Annotated in this window: 27 protein-coding genes; 12 read left to right on the top strand and 15 right to left on the bottom strand. The window is 66.4% G+C overall.

What is annotated here, in order from left to right; translation table 11 throughout:
* Positions 1-112 precede the first annotated feature (112 nt).
* Complete coding sequence (locus tag NMI01S_RS13990; protein WP_051024658.1) at positions 113-1,789, top strand: fumarate hydratase; 1,677 nt, start codon at positions 113-115, stop codon at positions 1,787-1,789.
* Positions 1,790-1,845: 56 nt separating this feature from the next.
* Here the strand turns inward: NMI01S_RS13990 and NMI01S_RS13985 are convergent, their stop codons facing one another.
* A complete protein-coding gene (locus NMI01S_RS13985) occupies positions 1,846-2,151 on the bottom strand; it encodes a putative quinol monooxygenase (RefSeq protein WP_062997286.1) in 306 nt (101 codons plus the stop codon).
* 57 nt (positions 2,152-2,208) lie between these two features.
* Complete coding sequence (locus tag NMI01S_RS13980; protein ID WP_062997508.1) at positions 2,209-3,006, bottom strand: helix-turn-helix domain-containing protein; 798 nt, start codon at positions 3,004-3,006, stop codon at positions 2,209-2,211.
* An 87-nt stretch (positions 3,007-3,093) separates the two neighbouring features.
* Here NMI01S_RS13980 and NMI01S_RS13975 point away from each other — a divergent pair, with 87 nt between their 5' ends.
* Positions 3,094-3,459: a nuclear transport factor 2 family protein gene (locus tag NMI01S_RS13975; protein WP_062997285.1), complete on the top strand. Its 366-nt coding sequence runs from the start codon at positions 3,094-3,096 to the stop codon at positions 3,457-3,459.
* Positions 3,460-3,489: 30 nt separating this feature from the next.
* On the opposite strand, the gene NMI01S_RS13970 is transcribed toward NMI01S_RS13975, so the two are convergent.
* Entirely contained in the window at positions 3,490-4,716 is a 1,227-nt protein-coding gene (locus tag NMI01S_RS13970) for an FAD-dependent monooxygenase (protein WP_062997284.1), read from the bottom strand.
* A 418-nt stretch (positions 4,717-5,134) separates the two neighbouring features.
* Between NMI01S_RS13970 and NMI01S_RS13965 the strand changes: the two genes are divergently transcribed.
* A complete protein-coding gene (locus NMI01S_RS13965; protein ID WP_062997506.1) occupies positions 5,135-5,533 on the top strand; it encodes a PPOX class F420-dependent oxidoreductase in 399 nt (132 codons plus the stop codon).
* Between the two features lie 152 nt (positions 5,534-5,685).
* Positions 5,686-5,940, top strand: a complete 255-nt coding sequence (locus tag NMI01S_RS13960; protein WP_062997283.1) for a hypothetical protein — start codon at positions 5,686-5,688, stop codon at positions 5,938-5,940.
* Positions 5,941-5,994: 54 nt separating this feature from the next.
* Here the strand turns inward: NMI01S_RS13960 and NMI01S_RS13955 are convergent, their stop codons facing one another.
* Positions 5,995-7,206, bottom strand: a complete 1,212-nt coding sequence (locus NMI01S_RS13955; protein ID WP_062997282.1) for an FAD-dependent monooxygenase — start codon at positions 7,204-7,206, stop codon at positions 5,995-5,997.
* A gap of 94 nt (positions 7,207-7,300) precedes the next feature.
* Here NMI01S_RS13955 and NMI01S_RS13950 point away from each other — a divergent pair, with 94 nt between their 5' ends.
* A complete protein-coding gene (locus NMI01S_RS13950) occupies positions 7,301-8,062 on the top strand; it encodes a TetR family transcriptional regulator (RefSeq protein ID WP_062997281.1) in 762 nt (253 codons plus the stop codon).
* A 26-nt stretch (positions 8,063-8,088) separates the two neighbouring features.
* Here NMI01S_RS13950 and NMI01S_RS13945 read toward each other — a convergent pair whose 3' ends face one another.
* From NMI01S_RS13945 to NMI01S_RS13935, 3 genes are all read right to left on the bottom strand, one after another.
* Positions 8,089-8,430 (bottom strand): winged helix-turn-helix transcriptional regulator, encoded by a 342-nt coding sequence (locus NMI01S_RS13945; RefSeq protein ID WP_245716856.1) that lies wholly within the window; start codon positions 8,428-8,430, stop codon positions 8,089-8,091.
* Positions 8,427-8,810 (bottom strand): hypothetical protein, encoded by a 384-nt coding sequence (locus NMI01S_RS13940; protein WP_062997277.1) that lies wholly within the window; start codon positions 8,808-8,810, stop codon positions 8,427-8,429. The genes NMI01S_RS13945 and NMI01S_RS13940 overlap by 4 nt, the downstream gene beginning before the upstream one ends.
* Before the next feature lie 75 nt (positions 8,811-8,885).
* Positions 8,886-9,506 (bottom strand): hypothetical protein, encoded by a 621-nt coding sequence (locus NMI01S_RS13935; RefSeq protein ID WP_062997275.1) that lies wholly within the window; start codon positions 9,504-9,506, stop codon positions 8,886-8,888.
* Between NMI01S_RS13935 and NMI01S_RS13930 the strand changes: the two genes are divergently transcribed.
* Complete coding sequence (locus NMI01S_RS13930; RefSeq protein ID WP_157126171.1) at positions 9,505-10,050, top strand: hypothetical protein; 546 nt, start codon at positions 9,505-9,507, stop codon at positions 10,048-10,050. The two genes, NMI01S_RS13935 and NMI01S_RS13930, sit on opposite strands and share 2 nt — an antisense overlap.
* A 51-nt stretch (positions 10,051-10,101) precedes the next feature.
* On the opposite strand, the gene NMI01S_RS13925 is transcribed toward NMI01S_RS13930, so the two are convergent.
* The 3 genes from NMI01S_RS13925 to NMI01S_RS13915 all read right to left on the bottom strand — a co-directional run bounded on the left by NMI01S_RS13925 (position 10,102) and on the right by NMI01S_RS13915 (position 12,102).
* Entirely contained in the window at positions 10,102-10,833 is a 732-nt protein-coding gene (locus NMI01S_RS13925; protein WP_062997271.1) for a dienelactone hydrolase family protein, read from the bottom strand.
* A gap of 214 nt (positions 10,834-11,047) precedes the next feature.
* Complete coding sequence (locus NMI01S_RS13920; RefSeq protein WP_062997269.1) at positions 11,048-11,767, bottom strand: cation efflux transmembrane domain-containing protein; 720 nt, start codon at positions 11,765-11,767, stop codon at positions 11,048-11,050.
* The gene (locus tag NMI01S_RS13915) at positions 11,767-12,102 is read right to left on the bottom strand and encodes an ArsR/SmtB family transcription factor (RefSeq protein ID WP_062997267.1); all 336 of its coding nucleotides are present in this window, start codon (positions 12,100-12,102) and stop codon (positions 11,767-11,769) included. Before NMI01S_RS13915 ends, NMI01S_RS13920 begins: the two co-directional genes overlap by 1 nt.
* A 115-nt stretch (positions 12,103-12,217) precedes the next feature.
* Between NMI01S_RS13915 and NMI01S_RS13910 the strand changes: the two genes are divergently transcribed.
* Positions 12,218-12,553 carry a hypothetical protein gene (locus tag NMI01S_RS13910; RefSeq protein WP_062997265.1) on the top strand — a complete coding sequence of 112 codons (336 nt, stop codon included), beginning with the start codon at positions 12,218-12,220 and terminating at the stop codon, positions 12,551-12,553.
* Positions 12,550-12,969 carry a MerR family transcriptional regulator gene (locus tag NMI01S_RS13905; RefSeq protein ID WP_062997263.1) on the top strand — a complete coding sequence of 140 codons (420 nt, stop codon included), beginning with the start codon at positions 12,550-12,552 and terminating at the stop codon, positions 12,967-12,969. Before NMI01S_RS13910 ends, NMI01S_RS13905 begins: the two co-directional genes overlap by 4 nt.
* A 285-nt stretch (positions 12,970-13,254) precedes the next feature.
* Here NMI01S_RS13905 and NMI01S_RS34115 read toward each other — a convergent pair whose 3' ends face one another.
* Genes NMI01S_RS34115 through NMI01S_RS13895 form a run of 3 tightly spaced genes read right to left on the bottom strand, consistent with a single transcriptional unit; the run spans position 13,255 to position 14,564 of the window.
* Entirely contained in the window at positions 13,255-13,443 is a 189-nt protein-coding gene (locus NMI01S_RS34115) for a DUF397 domain-containing protein (RefSeq protein ID WP_369689907.1), read from the bottom strand.
* Between the two features lie 42 nt (positions 13,444-13,485).
* Positions 13,486-13,698, bottom strand: a complete 213-nt coding sequence (locus NMI01S_RS13900) for a DUF397 domain-containing protein (RefSeq protein WP_062997261.1) — start codon at positions 13,696-13,698, stop codon at positions 13,486-13,488.
* On the bottom strand, positions 13,695-14,564 hold the full coding sequence (locus tag NMI01S_RS13895; RefSeq protein WP_062997259.1) for a helix-turn-helix domain-containing protein: 870 nt from the start codon (positions 14,562-14,564) through the stop codon (positions 13,695-13,697). The genes NMI01S_RS13900 and NMI01S_RS13895 overlap by 4 nt, the downstream gene beginning before the upstream one ends.
* A gap of 338 nt (positions 14,565-14,902) precedes the next feature.
* On the opposite strand from NMI01S_RS13895, the gene NMI01S_RS13890 reads away from it, so the two are divergent.
* The 3 genes from NMI01S_RS13890 to NMI01S_RS34835 are packed head-to-tail and all read left to right on the top strand — an operon-like array spanning position 14,903 to position 15,812.
* Positions 14,903-15,256, top strand: a complete 354-nt coding sequence (locus NMI01S_RS13890; protein WP_062997257.1) for a hypothetical protein — start codon at positions 14,903-14,905, stop codon at positions 15,254-15,256.
* Positions 15,257-15,259: 3 nt separating this feature from the next.
* Positions 15,260-15,607, top strand: coding sequence for a hypothetical protein (locus NMI01S_RS13885; protein ID WP_062997255.1), 348 nt, complete (start codon positions 15,260-15,262; stop codon positions 15,605-15,607).
* Positions 15,600-15,812 carry a hypothetical protein gene (locus NMI01S_RS34835; RefSeq protein WP_157126170.1) on the top strand — a complete coding sequence of 71 codons (213 nt, stop codon included), beginning with the start codon at positions 15,600-15,602 and terminating at the stop codon, positions 15,810-15,812. Before NMI01S_RS13885 ends, NMI01S_RS34835 begins: the two co-directional genes overlap by 8 nt.
* 89 nt (positions 15,813-15,901) lie before the next feature.
* Here the strand turns inward: NMI01S_RS34835 and NMI01S_RS13880 are convergent, their stop codons facing one another.
* Positions 15,902-16,129, bottom strand: a complete 228-nt coding sequence (locus NMI01S_RS13880; protein ID WP_062997253.1) for a hypothetical protein — start codon at positions 16,127-16,129, stop codon at positions 15,902-15,904.
* A 165-nt stretch (positions 16,130-16,294) separates the two neighbouring features.
* Between NMI01S_RS13880 and NMI01S_RS13875 the strand changes: the two genes are divergently transcribed.
* Positions 16,295-17,446: a serine hydrolase domain-containing protein gene (locus tag NMI01S_RS13875; RefSeq protein ID WP_062997251.1), complete on the top strand. Its 1,152-nt coding sequence runs from the start codon at positions 16,295-16,297 to the stop codon at positions 17,444-17,446.
* Between the two features lie 27 nt (positions 17,447-17,473).
* Here the strand turns inward: NMI01S_RS13875 and NMI01S_RS13870 are convergent, their stop codons facing one another.
* A complete protein-coding gene (locus NMI01S_RS13870; protein ID WP_062997249.1) occupies positions 17,474-17,869 on the bottom strand; it encodes a hypothetical protein in 396 nt (131 codons plus the stop codon).
* Positions 17,870-17,880: the final 11 nt, after the last annotated feature.

Genomic DNA, 17,880 nt, shown 5'->3' with positions numbered 1-17,880 from the left:
GGCCTGACCTCGGTGTGACGGGGTGTGCTGATTAGAGTCGGAGCGTTGTTTCGGCCGCGAGCGGTTCTCCCGCCGGCCGAGTGCACCCGCAGACACACAAGGAGTGCGATTCGTGACCGCGCCTGAGTTCCGCTATTCGGATCTGCTTCCCACCGGAGCCGACGAGACCCCCTACCGGTTGCTGACCACCGAGGGCGTCAGCACATTCGAAGCGGGCGGACGCACGTTCCTGCAGGTCGACCCCGACGTACTGCGGATGCTGACCGCCGAGGCGATGCACGACATCAGCCACTATCTGCGCCCGGCGCACCTGGCCCAGCTGCGCAAGATCATCGACGATCCGGAATCCTCCGGTAACGACCGCTTCGTCGCGCTGGATCTGCTCAAGAACGTCAACATCTCCGCGGGCGGCATCCTGCCGATGTGCCAGGACACCGGTACCGCCATCGTGATGGGCAAGAAGTCCGAGGGTGTGCTCACCGGCGCCGACGACGCGGAATGGATCTCGCGCGGTGTGTTCGACGCCTACACCAAGCTGAACCTGCGGTATTCGCAGCTGGCGCCGATCACCATGTGGGACGAGAAGAACACCGGCTCGAACCTGCCGGCGCAGGTCGAGTTGTACTCCACCGCAGGCGATCCCACACATCCGGCCTACAAGTTCCTGTTCATGGCCAAGGGCGGTGGTTCGGCGAACAAGTCGTTCCTCTACCAGGAAACCAAGGCCATCCTGAACCCCACCCGGATGCTGGAATTCCTCGACGAGAAGATCCGCTCGCTGGGCACCGCCGCCTGCCCGCCGTACCACCTGGCCGTGGTCATCGGCGGCACCAGCGCCGAATTCGCCCTGAAGACAGCGAAATATGCCTCCGCCCACTATCTCGACGCCATGCCCACCGAGGGTTCGATGGCCGCGCACGGCTTCCGGGATCTGGAGCTGGAGGAGGAGGTCTTCAAGCTGACCCAATCCTTCGGTATCGGCGCACAATTCGGCGGCAAGTACTTCTGCCACGATGTGCGCGTGATCCGCCTGCCGCGGCACGGTGCGAGCTGTCCGGTCGCGATCGCGGTGTCGTGTTCGGCCGACCGGCAGGCGCTGGCCAAGATCACCCCCGAGGGCGTGTTCCTCGAACAGCTGGAACGCGAACCGGCGCAATATCTTCCGGAGCAGACCGACGAGATCCTCGGCGGTGACGTGGTGAAGGTCGACCTCAACCGGCCGATGTCGGAGATCCGCGCCGAACTGTCGAAGTATCCGGTGAAGACCAGGCTCTCGCTCACCGGTCCGCTGGTGGTGGCCCGCGACATCGCGCACGCGAAGATCAAGGAGCGCCTCGACGCCGGCGAGCCGATGCCGCAGTACCTGCGCGATATGGCCGTCTACTACGCCGGCCCCGCCAAGACTCCCGAGGGTTACGCGTCGGGTTCGTTCGGTCCCACCACCGCGGGCCGCATGGACTCCTATGTCGACCAGTTCCAGGCCGCCGGCGGTTCGTTCGTCATGCTCGCCAAGGGCAACCGCTCGGCGCAGGTGACCAAGGCGTGCAAGGAGCACGGCGGTTTCTACCTCGGCTCCATCGGCGGCCCCGCCGCCCGCCTGGCCCTGGACTGCATCAAGAACGTCGAGGTTCTCGAATATCCGGAACTCGGCATGGAAGCGGTCTGGAAGATCGACGTCGAAGACTTCCCCGCCTTCATCGTGGTCGACGACAAGGGCAACGACTTCTTCGCCGAAACCCAGAAGCCGATCGCGCTGCGGGTGCGCACGCGCTCCAAAGAGCGGGTCTGAGCAACTGCCCGGGCCGCTGTCGGCAGCGGCCCGGGATCCCCTGCTGCTGGAGGGGACTACAGGGCGCCCTTTTTCGGGTCGCCCGCCGGAACGGCTTCGAGGACCTGGACGTCCAGCGAGCCGGTTACCAGCCCTTGCAGTCCTTCGTTCAAGGCTTTGAGGCTCGGTGCGCCGCCGTGAGCTCCCAGCGCCGCCATGTCCCGCCACTTCTCGATGAACACGAAACGGTCTTTGCCCCGGTGCAGGGCGTAGCGCTCGCACCCGTCCTCGTTGTGGACTTCCGGGATGAGACGGGTGAGAAGTTCCTCGACCTCGTCGAATTTGTCGGGCTTCGGGGTGATGGTGGCAACGATCACAGGCATGAAGCGGAGGGTATCAGCCGGCCTCGGCAGGCCGGCCGGAGTCTCGGCCCCGTACGGCTATGGCGGATCGTCGGACGTCCCGCTCGTCCGGAAGAACCCGCGGGTCGCCAGATCGGCGGGAAAATAGGCTTCGATGGCGATCTCGTCCAGCGTGATGTCGAAGGCCGCGCCGAACGTCGTCACCGTGTTGACCAAGCACAGCTCGGCCCCGTGATGCGCGAGCCGGATGTGCAGCGCGATCTCGGTGGGGTCGGGAGGTGGAGGAGGCTCGGGTGCGGGGCCGAACTCCGCCAGTTCCTCGTACAACGCGTGCAGATGCGGATCTCCCGTGCGCGCGGCCTGGTGGGCGAGTCGGGGGAGCAGGTACCCGCGCACGTGTTCCAGGTTGCGGAGTCTCGGCGCCAGACCGTCCGGATGCAGCCCCACGCGCATCATGTTGATCGGCGGCTTCAGCAACGCCGGATCGGCTCCTTGCAGGAATACGTCGACAGCGCTGTTGGCCGCCAACAGATTCCAGCGACGATCCACCGCGAGCGCCGGATAGGGTTCGTGCCCCAGCAACACCTGCTGGACCGTCTCACGCACTCGGGCCAGATCAGGATCGTGCAGCGGATGCTCCCGGAAGACCGGCGCGTGCCCGGCGGCGACGAGTAGTCGATTGCGTTCCCGCAACGGCACCCGCAACTGCTCGGCCAGATGCAGGACCATCGCGCTGCTGGGAATCGTCCGTCCCGTCTCGACGAAGCTGATGTGGCGAGGCGACACCTCCGCCTGAATAGCCAGGTCCAGCTGGCTCAACCGACTGCGGTGCCGCCATTCGCGCAGCAGTTCCCCGATCGTCCGGTCGCTCGTCATGCTCCGAGTCTGCTCGGCCACCGCGCGCCGCCGCCATTACACGGCATGTAATCGACGCACCCCGCGCACCTGGGCGACAGTCATCGCATGGACAAGACCAACAAGCAACTCGTCGTCGACGGTTTCCGCGAGTTCGCGGCAGGAAACATCGACGTACTCCGCACCCTGCTGCACGAGAACTTCGTCGAGCACAGCCCCGGAAACCCGAGCGGGCGTGACGATTTCATCGAGTTCATCACCACCGCCCCGGTCGCCGGCGCAGCTCTCGAACTCGTGCGGGTCATCGCCGAGGACGACTACGTGGTGCTGCACTACCGCATGTCCCCCGGAGGCGATGAGCCCGATGTCGCCGTCGTGGACATCTGGCGGCTCGAGGACGGCCGGATCGTCGAACACTGGGATGTCGTCCAGCCCGTTCCGGACCCCGATCGGATCCCGAACGGGATGTTCTGACTTGTGCCTCTCGCCGTCGAGTCTGGCCTCCTACCGCACTCCGGCCGACGAGGTCGTCGGCGGTGTGGCTGTGAACCCGGAGTCGGGCACCCCGTCGTAGTCCGGCAGCTCGACGCCGTTGAGCGCGCGTTCGATCAGGTCGGCGAACCATTCGCCGGTGAAATCGGGGCTCGGCTCGGAATCGGGTCCGGGGACCTCGCGGCTGCGCGCGTGCAAACGGCCGATCTCCTGGTTGGCCTCGACGTAGGGGCGCATCTGTTCCTCGTAGCGGGCGAATCCGACCTCCGGGTCCCAGCCGGCGGCCGCCAGTTCTCCGGCCAGCAGGTAGGCGCCGACCAGGGCCAGCCCGGTGCCCTGCCCGGACATCGGCGAGGAACTGAACGCCGCGTCCCCGAGCAACCCCACCCGGCCGCTGGACCACCGGTCCATCAACACCTGAGCGACCTGGTCGAGATAGAAGTCCGGGGCGTCGTCCAGATGCGCGAGAATGCGCGGGGTCAGCCAGCCCATGCCGGCCATCCGCTCTCGGAGCAGACGCTTCTGGGCCGCTACGTCGCGGTAGTCGACGTCGAGGTCGGCGGCGGGGAAGGAGAACATCGCCATCGCCTGGGTGGTATCCGGGAGGGGGCGCAGACCGGCGGATCGCCCGGACTCCTGGAAGTCGACGAGCCAGCGGTCGATGCCGAATTCGTTGGGCACACTGTAGAAAGCCAGCGCCTGACCGAGATGACGGATGAACTGTTCGCGCGGACCGAAGACCATCGCGCGCAGCGCCGAGTGCAGCCCGTCCGCGCCGATCACCAGGTCGAAGCGCCGCCGTTCGCCGCCCTCGAAGACGACGTCGACCCCGCCCGAGTCCTGGGCGAGTTCGGCGATCCGATCGCCGAAGATGTACTCGACCCGTTCGCGGGTGTCGTCGTAGAGCACCCGCGACAGGTCGCCGCGCAGGATTTCGATTTCCGAGATGTACCCGTCGCCGCCGTCGTCGTCCGCGCGAAAGGTCTCCAGCACCTTCCCGTCCGCGTCGACCGTGTAGGCGCCGGCGGTCTCGGTCCGCGCCGCGCGCACGGCCGCGTCGAGTCCCATCCGCTGGATGACCTCTTTGGTCACTCCGCGCGCGTCCACCGCCTGACCACCGGGCCGCAGTTCGGGCGCCCGCTCAACCACGGTCACCTCGGCGCCTCGCCGGACAAGCCAGTGGGCCAGTGCGGGCCCGGCGATACTCGCCCCCGCCACCAATACTCGGGTGCCGCTCACAGTGCCCCCTGCTCACGCGTGCCGCTTACCGAACGAGTCGTTCGCCTCTGCTCGGGTCCGTCAGTGCCCATCATTGCCTCCCTGTACTGCTTCCGCCGCTGGAACGGCCCAGTGCTGTCGGTGTATCCAGAGGTGTGGACGGCGGAGCGGCGGAGAATTCATCGGTGCTGCCGAGGTCGCTGGGCCCGCTCGGGCGGAACGGCCTGCGCGGCGTGTCGATCCGAGCCTGCGTTACCGGCCGGATAGAGAATCTAGCACCACTAGACAATCTATCGCTTGGAGTGCTAACCTCGCTCTAGTCGCTAGCGTTGATAGATTTCGTCCGTCGAGTCGAAAGTCCGCACGCTCGGCGCCGCCGCCAACTCCGGCTGATCGCCGGGGGCACACCGTGATTCGAGTTCACCGAGGAGTGATCGACATGACCTTCACCGCCAACGAACAGAAGTTCCTCGCCGAGGCCGGGATCGGCCGCCTCGCCACGGTGTCACCCGACGGCGTCGTGCAGAACAACCCGACCGGCTATCGGGTGAACGCCGACGGCACCATCGACATCGGGGGGATGCGGATGCGTGTCAGCCGGAAGTACCGCAATGTGGAGGCGGGCAGCCGCGTGTCGTTCGTCGTCGACCAGCAAGTTTCCTTGGAGCCGTACGAAATTCGCGGCATCGAGGTGCGCGGCACGGCCGTCGCGCTCGACGACGAGGAGCCCCCGTTCCCGCCCCAGGAACGCGCGGTCATCCGCATTCACCCCGAACGGATCATCTCCTGGGGCATCGACGGCGGATCCTTCGACTTCACCAGTCGTAAGGCCGAATAGTCCCGCGTCGCCTCTCCTGCGGATCGAATTCGAGCCAGAACCGCCGCATCGTGGTCATTCGTGTGTTCTCTCACCGGCCCCGATGTCGAACGCCGACCCCCGATGATCGCTGAGCTCGTGTAAGAGCGGGACGGGCGGGAACCACTGCGGGTATGACGGAGAACACATCGGATTCAACCACGACACCCGCCGAGACGGTCACGCCCGAACCGGATGAGGAAACCCGCGAACGGGCCAAGGAGGAAGCCGGCAAGCTGGACGAAATCTACGAGCCCGGTGCACGGGCGAGTGTCGTCGTGCCCGGGACGGACGGCATGGTCGCCGGCACCGCCTTCGCCGACTCGGTCGACGAACAGATCACCGAGAACAAGCCGCCGGACGAACTGCGCAAGGACAAGGATTCCTGATTTCGGACGACGGTGGACCGACGTCGACGGCGAGCCGGTCCGGGCCGATTCGGTTCATTCCGCGATCGAAGCTGCCGGCCGGGCGTAGTCGGGTAGCTGCTCTGCGGCCCGGGGAGCCATGATGCGTTCCATTCCGGCCATCGATTCCAGCAGCGGCAGGCGCGTGATGAGATTGCGCACCGCAATGCCGACCCGTGATTTCGGTGCCATGAGCCGCAGGTTGGGGCCGATCTGTTGTTTGCGGTCGGCCAACGGTCGGTGGGCCTGTTCATACCGGTGGAAGGCGAGGCGATGGTCACCGGCGGCGGCCGCGAGCTCACCGGCGAGCCGGTAGGCCCCGATGAACGCCAGTTCGGCCCCGGCGCCGGAGGCCGGAGACGCGCAATAGGCGGCGTCGCCCACCAGCGCGACCCTGTCGCTCGACCATGACCGCATGCGGACCTGGCCGAGCGTGTCGATGTAGGCGTCCGGGTCGGCGAGCACGCCCTTCAGCAATTCCGGCACGTGCCAGGCGTTTTCGCCACGGAACTCGGAGGCGAGCAGCGCTCGCGCCGCGTCTTGGTCGCGCGGATCGATATCGCGTCGTGGACTGCGGAACATGAGATACGCCTTGGCCTGAGTGTGGTTGCCCGAGCGGTAGATCCCGGCGAAGTGTCCGGGAGTATTGAAGACCGTCATCCACCGATCGGGTCCGAGCGCCGAGTCGGTGTTTCCGAAGGCGAAGTAGTGGTTTATGTGCCGGACGTAGTCGGACTCCGGGCCGAAGACCAGTCGCCGGACCGTCGAGTGCAGGCCGTCGGCACCGATCACCAAATCGAAGCGTCGTATCGGCGCGTGCTCGAAGGAGACGGTGACACCGTGGTCGTCCTGCTCTAGCCCGCGGATGGAGTCGCCGAAGAGGTACTCCACGTTGTCCACGGTGAGGTCGTGCAGGACCCGGACGAGATCGCCACGCATGATCTCCGCCTCGGTGCTGCCGTACTTCTCCTTGATTCCCTGCATGTCGATCCGGGCGAGGTCGCGCCCGTCGGCGCGGACGAACCTCATTCCCGCGACGTCGGCCGCGGAGTCTCGCACCCGCGCCATGATTCCCATTCTTTCGGCCACCTCGATCGCCTGATCGCGGATATCCACCCCTTGGCCGCCGGTCCGCAACCCGGCTGCTCGTTCGACCACCGTGGGCCGGAATCCGTGTCGCGCAAGCCAGTACGCCAATACCTGGCCGGCGATACCGGCACCGGAAATCAGAATCCGCTCGTTCTTCACCGTGTCCTCCTTGTTTCACAATTACTGACCATTGGTCAGTGATCCCAAGATAGGTCGCTGACCGTCGGTCAGTCAAGGGGTAGAATTCGGAACCGTGACTGACGATTCGCGTACTCGAATCCTGCGCACCGCGCTGGAGATGTTCGCCGAACGTGGCTACCACGCGGTATCCGTGCGGGAAATCTCCGAGCAGGTCGGTCTGACCAAAACCGCTGTGCTCTATCACTTTTCGAGCAAGATCGACATCGTCGTCGCTCTGGTCGAACCTTTGCTGGCAGATACCGAGGCCATGCTCGAATCCGTGCGGTCCATCCGGAATCCGGACGCGCGGCGGTGGGCAGTGGCCGAAGGGCTCGTCGACACCTGGCTCCGGCATCGGTCGTTGCTGCGGATACACATGCAGGACCAGGCGCTGTCGGCCGATGCCTCGACCTATCGACGGCTGCGCGACATCGCGCTGACCGCGCAGGGACTGCTCGCCGGCCTCGACGCCGATTTCACCGCGCGAGTACGGGCCGCGCAGATCTACGCGGCGCTCAGCGATCCGGTGGTGTTCTTCGCCGACCAGCCCGAAAAACAGCTACGCGCAGCGATTCTCGATGGGGTGCAGCGGCTGCTGGGTGGGTCACCGCCTCATTGCACCGCTCGCACGCCGGAGCGGCTCGTTGACACCCCACCAGCCCGGACCGGCCGCGGCCGCCCGGGTGCGATGACCCCGGAAATGATCGAGTCCGCTCGGCACATGCGCGATTCGGGCGAATACACCGTCGACGAGATCGCCGCGGCCCTGGGTGTTTCCCGCGCGACCGTCTACCGGAATCTCACAACTTCCCGCGATCGCCCCACCGTCTCATAAAAAGCCATTTTCGATACGCTGCGCGTCTACTCATCCTTCATCGTTCGCCACTCCGCCGCCCAGTGCGTCAGCGGGGCGAGCCGCGCTACGAGTGTGCGCCCTTGGCGGGTCAGCCGGTACCCGTCCTCGTGTTCGACCAGGCGCGCCTCGGTGAGCTCGGACAGCCGTCGGGTCAGCACGCTCGAGGAGAGGTCGCCGCATGCGGTGCGCAGTTCACGGAAGGTCAGCGGGCCCGAGGCCTGATCGAGTTCCCAGATCACCCGCAGCACCCAGCGCCGCCCGAGCAGATCGAACAGGGCCATGATCGGGCGCCCGGTGCTCGATCCGCGCACCGGCCGGCCCGGGCGTGGCGTTTCGGCCACGCTCACGCCGCCTGCGGCGGGGGTGAAACTTCCAGTCGCCGTGCCATTTCCGCGATGGCCGCGCGCAGTACCCGATACGGCCGCAGGAACAGTGTCACGTGGGTCAAGCCGCCGGCCTCGGAGAGTTCCTCCCGCAGCACCCCCTGGAGTTCCTGATCGGCGAATCGGGCGGTGAAGGCGAATATGCGTTGCTGCCCGTCGGTCCACTGCCGGGTCTGCTGCACCGAGTCGAGCACCGTCGCGATCGTGGCCAGCAGATGTGCCGCGCGGGCCCGGCCGTGGTAATCGGCGACCGGGCTCGAGAACGTCACATCCTCGGCGAGCAGGGCGGGCAGTGGTGTGGAGTCTTTCGATTGCCACACCGGCAGGATGAGACTTTCGATCATGCCTCTATTTTAGAGGCATGCGGGCGTGAGTTCCTGCGGTGCCGGAGGATCCCGTCGAGAATCGGGGAGCACGTGTCAGTTCCTGTGGTTCGAGAGGGCTTCCATCCAGGGATGGCCGGGGTGTACTCGCGACAGCCACCCGGACAGCCGGGATCGCCGGGATCGGTCCATCGCGGGGAGCGCGCGCAGGAAGTCCGCCTCGTCTTTGGCACGCCGCGCTTTCGCCTTGAACAGGAGCACGACCTCGGGTATCAGGTACGGAATGCCGTCGGTGGTGCGGAGAATCAGCTCGTCGTGGGACAGGGTGATCGAGGTATCGCGGCGGCACACCCATCGATCGCCGCAGTGTGGTTCACGGAATACGTCCAAGCGATAGAGCCCGGCCGCCGGTTCGCGCAGCCATGTCTGATGATGGTTATCGGCTTGCTCCGGGAACGGCCAAACGTGCCCGTCGCCGACGACGTCCCATTCGCAGCCGGGAAACGCATCCATGATTTCGGCGAATCGCTCACGTGGAACACCGATTTCGAGATCGGAGTGTGCCCGCCCGAGGCCGCCGACGAACAGGTCCAGCGCCCACCCCGCTGCGACGTACCAGCACGGCGGGCTGCTCGAGAGCCGTTCGGCGAGTTCGCTGGGAGTCCAAGCCTCCCAGAGCCGGTGGCACTCCTCAATGGACAATGGACGTCCGGGCATGTCGGGCGGCCTCCTTCACTCGGACGGAACGACTGGTGGTTCGATCATCGTGTTTTTCGCGCCACTTGGCAGAGTGTTGTTCATGACGCCGAGCGATCTCTTCTTCCAGCTGGGAGCTGAGCACAGACGGCAGGTTCATCTGTCGCTGTGCGAGGATGCGCTGTCGACTTGGGTCGATTACGTCCGGGGCGAGCCCCGCGAGCTGCGCTATCGCGACTCCGTTGTCGGGATGCGGCATCTGGTGGAGGTCGGGCTGCCGGCCGATGCCCTTCGCTCCGCTCAGGCGGGTGTGGATCTCGCGGGTGTGTGCGATCGATATCTCGAGCCCATTTGCGCGATGCAGGACGATGATCTCGTCTTTCCCGATCCGGTCGAGTTCGCCTACTACGCGATCTACAACTGTTTTCGCAAGTACGCCCGCGGTGACGACATCGAGGATTGGCTGATTGTCAACCAGGCGTTATCGGCTCACGACATCGACGAGGCGGCGCCGCGTTTGACGCGCACGATCGACGATGTCGCCCGAACTCGGCCCGAGAACTGATCGGCGGTCGGGACGACAGCTCGTTCCAGCTGTCGTCCCGACCGCCCTGTCTCACTTCAGATGCCGTGCGAAGAACCGGCTTCCGTCGTCTCCCTCGAAGTGCGGGACGCCGGTGTGCCCGCCCATATTGGCGTGCAGCGTCTTCTCCTTCGAGCCGAGGGCGTCGAACAGGTTCAGGGCCTGCTGCCGGTCGTTTCCTTCGTCGTCCCACTGCAGCAGGACCAGCAGTGGAATGGTGACCTGCCGGGCCTCGTCGAATATGCTGCGGGGCACGTAACTTCCGGCGAACAGGACGGCGGCCGCGATGCGCGGCTCGACGACCGCCAGCCGGACCCCGATGCTGATCACCCCGCCCGAGAAGCCGACCGGGCCGCTGATCCCCGGCAGCGACAGGAGTGCGTCCAGGGTGGCCTGCCATTCCGGTACGGCCTTGTCTACCAACGGAAGGACGAGCCGATCCACGATCTCGTCGGCGACCGGCTCGCCGGCCTGGACTGCCCGGCGCAGATCGGCTCGGGCCTGCTCGGCGTCGGGGGAGCGGGGCCGGTCACCGCTGCCGGGGAGTTCGATGGTAGCCGCGGCATAGCCATCCGCTACCGCGTGTCGAGCTCGGCCCGACAGACGGGGATACATCTTGTCCAGTCCGCCGGGGTGACCGAGCAGGATCAGTGGTGTCGGTGCGGAGGCGGATACGGGCGTCCACAGGATGCCGGGGATCTCGCCGAGGGTGAACTCGCGTTCGAGGACGTCGTCGCCGAGCCGCTGTTCGGAGGTGAAGTGCATGGTCGTGCCTTTCGGGAGTGCTCTCGCGCGGCGCTCCCGGACGACCTATCGCCCGACCGTGACCCCGGAGGGGAGCACCCATGTCGATACTGCGTTCACGGGTACCACCTCCTCGTTCTCTTGCACGGCTTCCGGGAAAGTAGCAGCGGCCCCGGTTACCTCGCAACAGGTTTTCGCACCGATGCGGGGCTCTATGTGATCAGGGTTGATGTGATCAGGGTTGCTCGTGGTCGCAGCAGTCGCAGGCGTGGCCGGCCTGCTGTGCGCCGAGGGCGGCCGGGGTGGGGCAGCAGGTGTCGCCGCGCCAGGCGTTCACACCCTCCTTCACCGCGATCAGGGCGATGACCAGTGCGGCGATCGGATCGGCCCACGACCATCCGAACAGGGCGTTGAGCAGTAGGCCGGCGAGCAGCACCGCGGACAGATAAGTACAGAGCAGGGTTTGTTTGGAGTCGGCGACCGCGCTGGCGGAGCCCAGTTCGCGGCCGGTGCGGCGCTGCGCGGCCGACAGGATCGGCATGATCACCAAACTGACTGCGGCCAAACCGATTCCGATGGGGGAGTGGTGAGCTGCACCGAGTCCGAGCAGGCCGCGGATCGAGTCGACGGTGACGTAGAGCGCGAGAGCGAAGAACGAGAACGCGATGATGCGCAGCGCGATCTTCTCCCGGGCCTCCGGGTTCGGTCCGGCGAACTGCCACGCCACCGCGGCGGCGGAAGACACCTCGATCACCGAATCCAGTCCGAACCCGATCAGCGCGGTCGACGACGCCCGGCTGCCCTCGGTGAGGGCGATGATCGCCTCGATGACGTTGTAGGAGATGGTCGCGGCCACGAACCAGCGGATCCGCCGCGCCAGCACCGCGCGCCGCCGCGGTGATGGACCGACCGCCACGGCCGACGGTGTTCCCGGCATACCCAGCGATTGCGACATCAGCAGCAGCCCTCGGTTTCGGCGGCGGGGCAGCAGGCCGGATCGACCGCGAGCACCAGTCCGAGCAGGTCCTCGAGAGCGGCGGCGATGCGACCGTCGGCGAGTTCGTAACGGCTACGCCTGCCTTCCGGGACCGCCACGACCAAGCCGCATCCGCGCAGGCACGAGAGATGATTGGACAGAATCTGCCGGGATACCCCGATCTGCTCGGCCATCTCCGACGGATAGGCCGGGCCGGTGCGCAGGCTCAGCAGGATCCGGGTGCGGGTCGCATCCGACAGGGCGTGTCCGAAGCGGGCCAGCGCATCGGTGTGGGCCACGGACAATGTCTGCATATCCGTACAGTACATCGAAATCTGTATACAGAAAATTGTGAATGGTTCTACATTGTCGTCCTCGGCTGAATCTCGAGTTGCATCCGGTACCGGGGTACAGGTTTACCGTCGATCCATGACGATTTCGCCGGCTCGGAACAGCTGGGTGCCGTCGGCCTGCACCCTGCCCACGGTCGAGCAGCCGATCCGTGTGGCCGAGGTCGATCGGTTCTTCGCTGATGCGGTCCGTGCCGTCCGTCGACCGGACCCGCACCGGCTCGAACTGATTCTGGCCTCCGACGCCGAGCCGCGCGCCCGGGACCTCGCGGCGCGGGAGACCAGCTGCTGTTCGTTCTTCTGGTTCGACTTCGACGCCACCGAAGAAGGGCCGGTGCTGAGTATCGGTGTGCCACCGGCCTATTCGGCGGTGCTCGACGCATTCGCCGCCCGCGCCACCGGCGGTGCGCGGTGACCGCGCTGCGCACCAGCGAGCTCGCGGCCGCCGCCGGAGTGAACACCCAGACTCTGCGCTACTACGAACGCCGCGGCCTGCTGGCCGAACCGCAGCGCACCCTCGGCGGGCACCGCCTGTATCCGGAGGAGGCGGTGACGGTTCTGCGCGTGATCAAGGCGGCCCAGCGGCTCGGATTCAGCCTCGACGAGGTAGCCGACCTGCTTCCCGGGACCGCCCACCATCGGCGCGATGCCGGATTGCGCACCCGTGCGCGGGCCAAGCTCGCCGAGGTCGATGCCGAGCTGGCCGAACTCGGCGCGGTCCGCGACACCCTGCGCGCCGCGCTGGCCGCCGGATGTGACGATCTGATCACATGCAGTGAATCACCCTCTTGTCCAGTCCCTTTCGAACTTTCAGCCGACTCCGGCGCTTAGCGGACCAGCAGGATCGGCAGCCGCGAGCGCCGATACGACGATGCCGCGCTGACCACCTCCGTCGGCGCCGGGCCAGTGGTACGTGCAGACTGTCCGAGCGCTCGCGCGGTGGTACCGGGCGCCGCATCGGCCTGGAACGCGCCGAGCTCCGGTGCCGATGGCAGCCCGCCCCGCTGCGCTGGCAGGACTGTGGCGCACCACTTTTCAGAGTCGCCGATTCCTGGAACAGGGATCGTGTGGCATCACCGACTGCGAGCCGCCCGGCCGACTCGCTGCGCCGGCCGACTACGCGTGTGGTTGGGAGAACCCGCCGTTCAGCATGGTGCCGGTGAAGGCGTCCCACTCGTCGGCGGTGAACACGAGGGCAGGTCCGCCTGGGTTCTTGGAGTCGCGGACGCCTGCGGCGCCACCCTCGAGAAATGCGACTTCGACGCACTCTCGTGTGGCAGTGCTCCGACTACTTTTGAACCACACTGCTCCCAAAAGATCGACGCTTACTTGACATCTCCTTTTCGACTACGGATGCGGTCGGTCGAGCCCACCGGTACGCAGGGTGTCGGTGAAGGCGTCCCACTCGCCGGGGGTGAAGGCGAGGGCGGGACCGCCTGGGTCTTTCGAGTCACGGATGCCGACCATGCTGCCGTCGAGGAATGCGACTTCGACGCATTCTCTTGTGGCGGTGCTTCGGCTGCTCTTGAACCACTTCGCGCCGGATAGATCAACCGTCATCGCAAATACTCCTTCGCTACCTGTCGCAACAAGGCCCTGCTGGCCGTCGCATCCAGGGAGGCGAGCTGCATCTCCTCGTATACTCCAGCGTACCGGCGGACGGTAGCCGATTTCTCCAAATACAGGTTGCCGGTGAAGGTTTCGACATAGACAACAGTCCGCGCGCGATCGTTGAACCGCAGAACGACGAAGGCGCCGACCGGATCACCCAGGGGGACTCCGGAGCTGAACGGAAGGACTCGGACCTCGACGTTCGCGCGGGTGCTCATGTCCGCGACGTGGCGAATCTGAGAGCCCATAACTTTGGCGCTCCCGACGATTCGCCGGAGCGCCCCCTCATGAATCACCACCTGGAGTCCGGCGGGACGCACCTTACGGGTGATGAGAAGCTGTCGCCGGAGCTTCAGCCGAAGGCGACGGTCGATTTCTTCCTCGGCAGCTTGGGGCAGCGCAGTGCGAATCAGTGCTCGGGCGTAGTCCGGGATCTGGAGTAGGCCGGGAATCAGGTCTGGTTGGTATGTGGCGACCTCCTGCGCTCCCGTCTCCAGCCCCACATAGATATCGAAGTCGGCGGGGATCAGGTCGTCCCATTCGTGCCACCAGTTTTTCGTATCAGCCTGCTGGGCAAGTCCTTTCATCGCCTCGATCTTCTCCTCGTCGAATTCGTACAACCGGCAGTACGCCTCGATCTCGGGAACCGACAGCTTCTGGGTGAGACCCTTCTCGATACGCATCAAGGTCGGTGCCGAGCGTCCGATATGTGCCGCGGCCTCGGCCAGGCTCATGCCGGTTTCCTCGCGGGCCTGCCTGAGGTAGTAGCCGAGCTGGCGTTTCGGCAGGGACAGCGGTTCCCCGGGTTCGGCCATCGAATGCCCCCTTTCTATGCATTGCGAAGTGAAATGGTGCCTCTGGATTCCTGTAATCCGTCCTGGCGCTTTGCGTCACTTCCGGCGGGATTTCATATCGCGCACGCGGACCAGGCCGGTCGATGGTGTTCTGGTGCTGCGACCACGACCGACGCGAAACCATGACCGCTCCCGCGGTCGGCACAAACAGAGGAACCTGACGAATCGCTAGTGCGGCTACAGGTGGAGTGCGCCCCCTGTGCCACGGCTACCGCACATGATAGCCGAGTCCTACCTGCCCGGCGAGCATCGGTCGTGAATTGCCTTCCAGCCCAACGTCATCGAAGGAGACGCAACCAGTGCCGTACTCGCCGATCGACGAGGACGCTCTCCTCGCGCTACCGGATATCTGCGACCTCTCGCAGATCGAACTGGCTCACGATCTGATGCAGCGTCACCGGAACTGCCGTATCGAACAGTGCGCGTGGAAACAGGTGGCCTATCGGACCCTGGTGCATGTCCGGCGGATCGAGCCGCCGCGGTTGAGCCCGCGCGAGCGTGCGCACCGGCGCGGCATCGAATTCCCGGTCGGCAGTGACGTTTCCGGTCTGCCGCTGCGGAGCGCCGTGCCGATCGAAACCTTCCAGCAGGTGCTCGCCGGGCTGAGCGAACTCGCGAACGATCTGTACCCGAACGTCATTCGTGACCGGTGAGCGATGGGAACGTGGAACGCCCTGTCGAGCGTCGTCACGGTTTTGGCGGGGTGCGGCGTCGTGCTGCTCGCCGTCGGATGCTTCTGGCCGAGCGATGATCCTCCGCGCGCGGGGCACGCCGAGCGAAGGAACGGCGCGAGCCCCGGGACGCCGATCACGCGGCTCACGGACTGGAGCTGTGCCCCGCCCGTCCGGCCCTTCACCACGACCGAGGCCCACCACTGGATGCAGATCCATCGCGATCACGACTGCCCACGCAAGCGTGCGGCCTTCGCCGCGCTGGTCGCGGCCGGTCGCATCCGTCCCGATTCCACCCGGCGACACACCCTCAGGAGCGAAGACGATGAGTGACCGCGAGACGAATACCGCAGCAGCGCAAGCAGATCCGATGTGCGAACAAATTCGCGGGCTCACCACGCGTGCCGAAACCGCCGGCTACGTTCTCCTGCGCAGCGTCGGTCCGCAACCGGAATGGAAACTGCTGGACAGGGAAAGCGGCGACGAGATCTTCCGCTCCGCCGGAGTGGACGCAATCGAACAATGGCTCGATTCGTGATCTGTACCGCTACGACGTCGCGAGCAGGATGCGGGCACGAGTGACGTGAATACGGTGCGGCGGACGGGCTCGGTGACCGTGTCCGGTTGTCAGCGAAACGTCGAGGTGGCCGCACGCCACGGAGCGCGTCCGGCGCGGTGCCGGCCGGTCGGTGCGACGCCGCCCTGGCGCGCCATGCGCCGCCGGGTCACCTCGTCGGCCTGTGCGGGAATCCTTCGGGTCCGTCCCGGTGCCAGGGAGGCGACTGCGACCAGCGCGCTGGCCCCTAGTGCGGCGGCGAACGGCACCAGGGCATTCGCGGTCAGCGGAAGAGTCATGACTGCCTCCTCGTCGTCGGTTGGACAGAGCAGATGACCGCTTCGCACGCTATCGGGTGGGTCGGACCAGCGGCAGAGCGACACGCCGCCGCGCATTTCGCCCGGCACGCCGTGGGTTCGGCGGCTGACACCACCACAGTCTCTGTAACGTGTTCTAATTTCAGCATGACCGGAGTGCGGGGATGGGTGGATCCGGCCTTCGAGGCGGTCCGGGAGGTGTTTGCCGCCAATCTGGCCGAGGGGCGTGATCTGGGCGCTTCGGTAGCGGTGATCGTGGACGGACGGCCCGTGGTGGATCTGTGGGGTGGCGTCGCGGATGAACGCACCGGGCGAGCGTGGGAGCGGGACACGGCCTGTGTGGTCTTCTCGTGCACGAAAGCGCTCACCGCGACGGCGGCCCTCGCCGTCGCGCAGGACGTCGGCATCGACCCGGACGAGCCGGTCGCGCGGTGGTGGCCCGAATACGCGGTCGCCGGTAAGGAATCCACGACGCTCACCGACATGCTGACCCATCGGGCCGGGCTGCCCGTCTTCGAGCGGCCCGTCACCGTCGCCGAGGCCGCCGATCCGGAACTGATGGCACGCACTCTCGCGGCACAGCGGCCGATCTGGCGGCCGGGTGATGTACACGGTTATCACGCACTGACTTTCGGCTGGCTCGTGGGCGAATTCGTTCGCCGCCACGCGCATTCGACGGTCGGCGAGTATGTGCGCGGCCACTTCGGCGCGGATCTGCGCATCGGCATCTCCGCCGAGGAGGCCGCGCGGGCGGCGCGCCTGGCCCGCCCGCCCGCTGCCGAGATGGCGTGGACGGACGACAGCGGGCCGATCGATGCGGCCGCGGCGGCCCGCCTGGTCGAGGCCTATCGCGATCCGGATTCGCTGCTGATGCGTTCCTCGTCCAATCCGGCTGCCGCATACAACAATTCGGATGTCCTGGCGGGCGGGTGGCCGGCATCCGGACTGGTCGTCACGGCTCGTGCTCTGGCCGGCTTCTATCGCGACCTCGTCGCGGGAACGCTGCTGCCGCAGGCGGTCCTCGCCGAGGCCACGCGGGAGCGGGTGCGCGGGGTGGACGCGGTGCTGCGACTCGAGACGGCATTCGGCTGGGGATACATGCTGGCGTCGCAGAACTTCGTATTGCCGGACGCCGCGGCACCCACCGCGTTCGGACATCCCGGCGCGGGCGGCTCGATCGGCGTGGGCGATGTCGACAATCGGGTCGCGATCGCCTTCGTCCCGAATCTGCGCCGCGACTGGCTCGCCGGTGACCGGCGCGCCTACGACCTGGTCGCCGCCGTCTACGACTGTCTGTGACGGTCGCCGGGGCCGCGGACAGCGGATTCAGGCGAACGCGGCCGCTCTGCGGAGGGCGTCGAGGGTGGTTTCGGGTGAGGTGTTGAAGCAGAACCGAATTCCCGGCGCTGCCTCGGCGACGAGATTGACCACGCGTTCGAACAACAGGGTGTGTTCCGGGACGGCTCGCACCGCCCCGCCCACCATGACGAGGTCGAACGATCGATTCGCCAGCACCGCGCGGATATCGTTTTCGGCCTCGTCGGGCGAGGCGGAGACCAGGCACGGGGTGATGTCGAATTCGGTGTCCCGGAGGGCGGCGTTGGCGGCGTCGACCCTGGCGGTGAGTTGCTCCTCGTCCAGATCGGGAAATCGACTGTAGTCCAGCGCTCGTGGATGCAATCCGATGGTCAGGGCGCGGAGGCGGGCGGCGGGATCGGTCATCGTTTCTCCTC

The sequence above is a fragment of the Nocardia mikamii NBRC 108933 genome (genome assembly GCF_001613505.1).
Taxonomy (GTDB): Bacteria; Actinomycetota; Actinomycetes; order Mycobacteriales; family Mycobacteriaceae; genus Nocardia; species Nocardia mikamii.
This window is presented reverse-complemented; position numbering and strand designations above follow the sequence as displayed.

Bases quoted from the DNA above. Each gene is read 5' to 3' on its own strand.
- NMI01S_RS13980 (WP_062997508.1), bottom strand. From the start codon at position 3,006: ATGACGAGCGACCGGACGATCGGGGAACTGCTGCGCGAATGGCGGCAC.
- NMI01S_RS13960 (WP_062997283.1), top strand. From the start codon at position 5,686: ATGACGGAGAACACATCGGATTCAACCACGACACCCGCCGAGACGGTC.
- NMI01S_RS13895 (WP_062997259.1), bottom strand. From the start codon at position 14,564: ATGGCCGAACCCGGGGAACCGCTGTCCCTGCCGAAACGCCAGCTCGGC.
- NMI01S_RS13870 (WP_062997249.1), bottom strand. From the start codon at position 17,869: ATGACCGATCCCGCCGCCCGCCTCCGCGCCCTGACCATCGGATTGCAT.
- NMI01S_RS13930 (WP_157126171.1), top strand. From the start codon at position 9,505: ATGTCGGGCGGCCTCCTTCACTCGGACGGAACGACTGGTGGTTCGATC.
- NMI01S_RS13940 (WP_062997277.1), bottom strand. From the start codon at position 8,810: ATGATCGAAAGTCTCATCCTGCCGGTGTGGCAATCGAAAGACTCCACA.
- NMI01S_RS13900 (WP_062997261.1), bottom strand. From the start codon at position 13,698: ATGACGGTTGATCTATCCGGCGCGAAGTGGTTCAAGAGCAGCCGAAGC.
- NMI01S_RS13885 (WP_062997255.1), top strand. From the start codon at position 15,260: ATGGGAACGTGGAACGCCCTGTCGAGCGTCGTCACGGTTTTGGCGGGG.
- NMI01S_RS13935 (WP_062997275.1), bottom strand. From the start codon at position 9,506: ATGCCCGGACGTCCATTGTCCATTGAGGAGTGCCACCGGCTCTGGGAG.
- NMI01S_RS13910 (WP_062997265.1), top strand. From the start codon at position 12,218: ATGACGATTTCGCCGGCTCGGAACAGCTGGGTGCCGTCGGCCTGCACC.
- NMI01S_RS13985 (WP_062997286.1), bottom strand. From the start codon at position 2,151: ATGCCTGTGATCGTTGCCACCATCACCCCGAAGCCCGACAAATTCGAC.
- NMI01S_RS13965 (WP_062997506.1), top strand. From the start codon at position 5,135: ATGACCTTCACCGCCAACGAACAGAAGTTCCTCGCCGAGGCCGGGATC.
- NMI01S_RS34835 (WP_157126170.1), top strand. From the start codon at position 15,600: ATGAGTGACCGCGAGACGAATACCGCAGCAGCGCAAGCAGATCCGATG.
- NMI01S_RS13915 (WP_062997267.1), bottom strand. From the start codon at position 12,102: ATGCAGACATTGTCCGTGGCCCACACCGATGCGCTGGCCCGCTTCGGA.
- NMI01S_RS13875 (WP_062997251.1), top strand. From the start codon at position 16,295: ATGACCGGAGTGCGGGGATGGGTGGATCCGGCCTTCGAGGCGGTCCGG.
- NMI01S_RS13925 (WP_062997271.1), bottom strand. From the start codon at position 10,833: ATGCACTTCACCTCCGAACAGCGGCTCGGCGACGACGTCCTCGAACGC.
- NMI01S_RS13975 (WP_062997285.1), top strand. From the start codon at position 3,094: ATGGACAAGACCAACAAGCAACTCGTCGTCGACGGTTTCCGCGAGTTC.
- NMI01S_RS13920 (WP_062997269.1), bottom strand. From the start codon at position 11,767: ATGTCGCAATCGCTGGGTATGCCGGGAACACCGTCGGCCGTGGCGGTC.
- NMI01S_RS13880 (WP_062997253.1), bottom strand. From the start codon at position 16,129: ATGACTCTTCCGCTGACCGCGAATGCCCTGGTGCCGTTCGCCGCCGCA.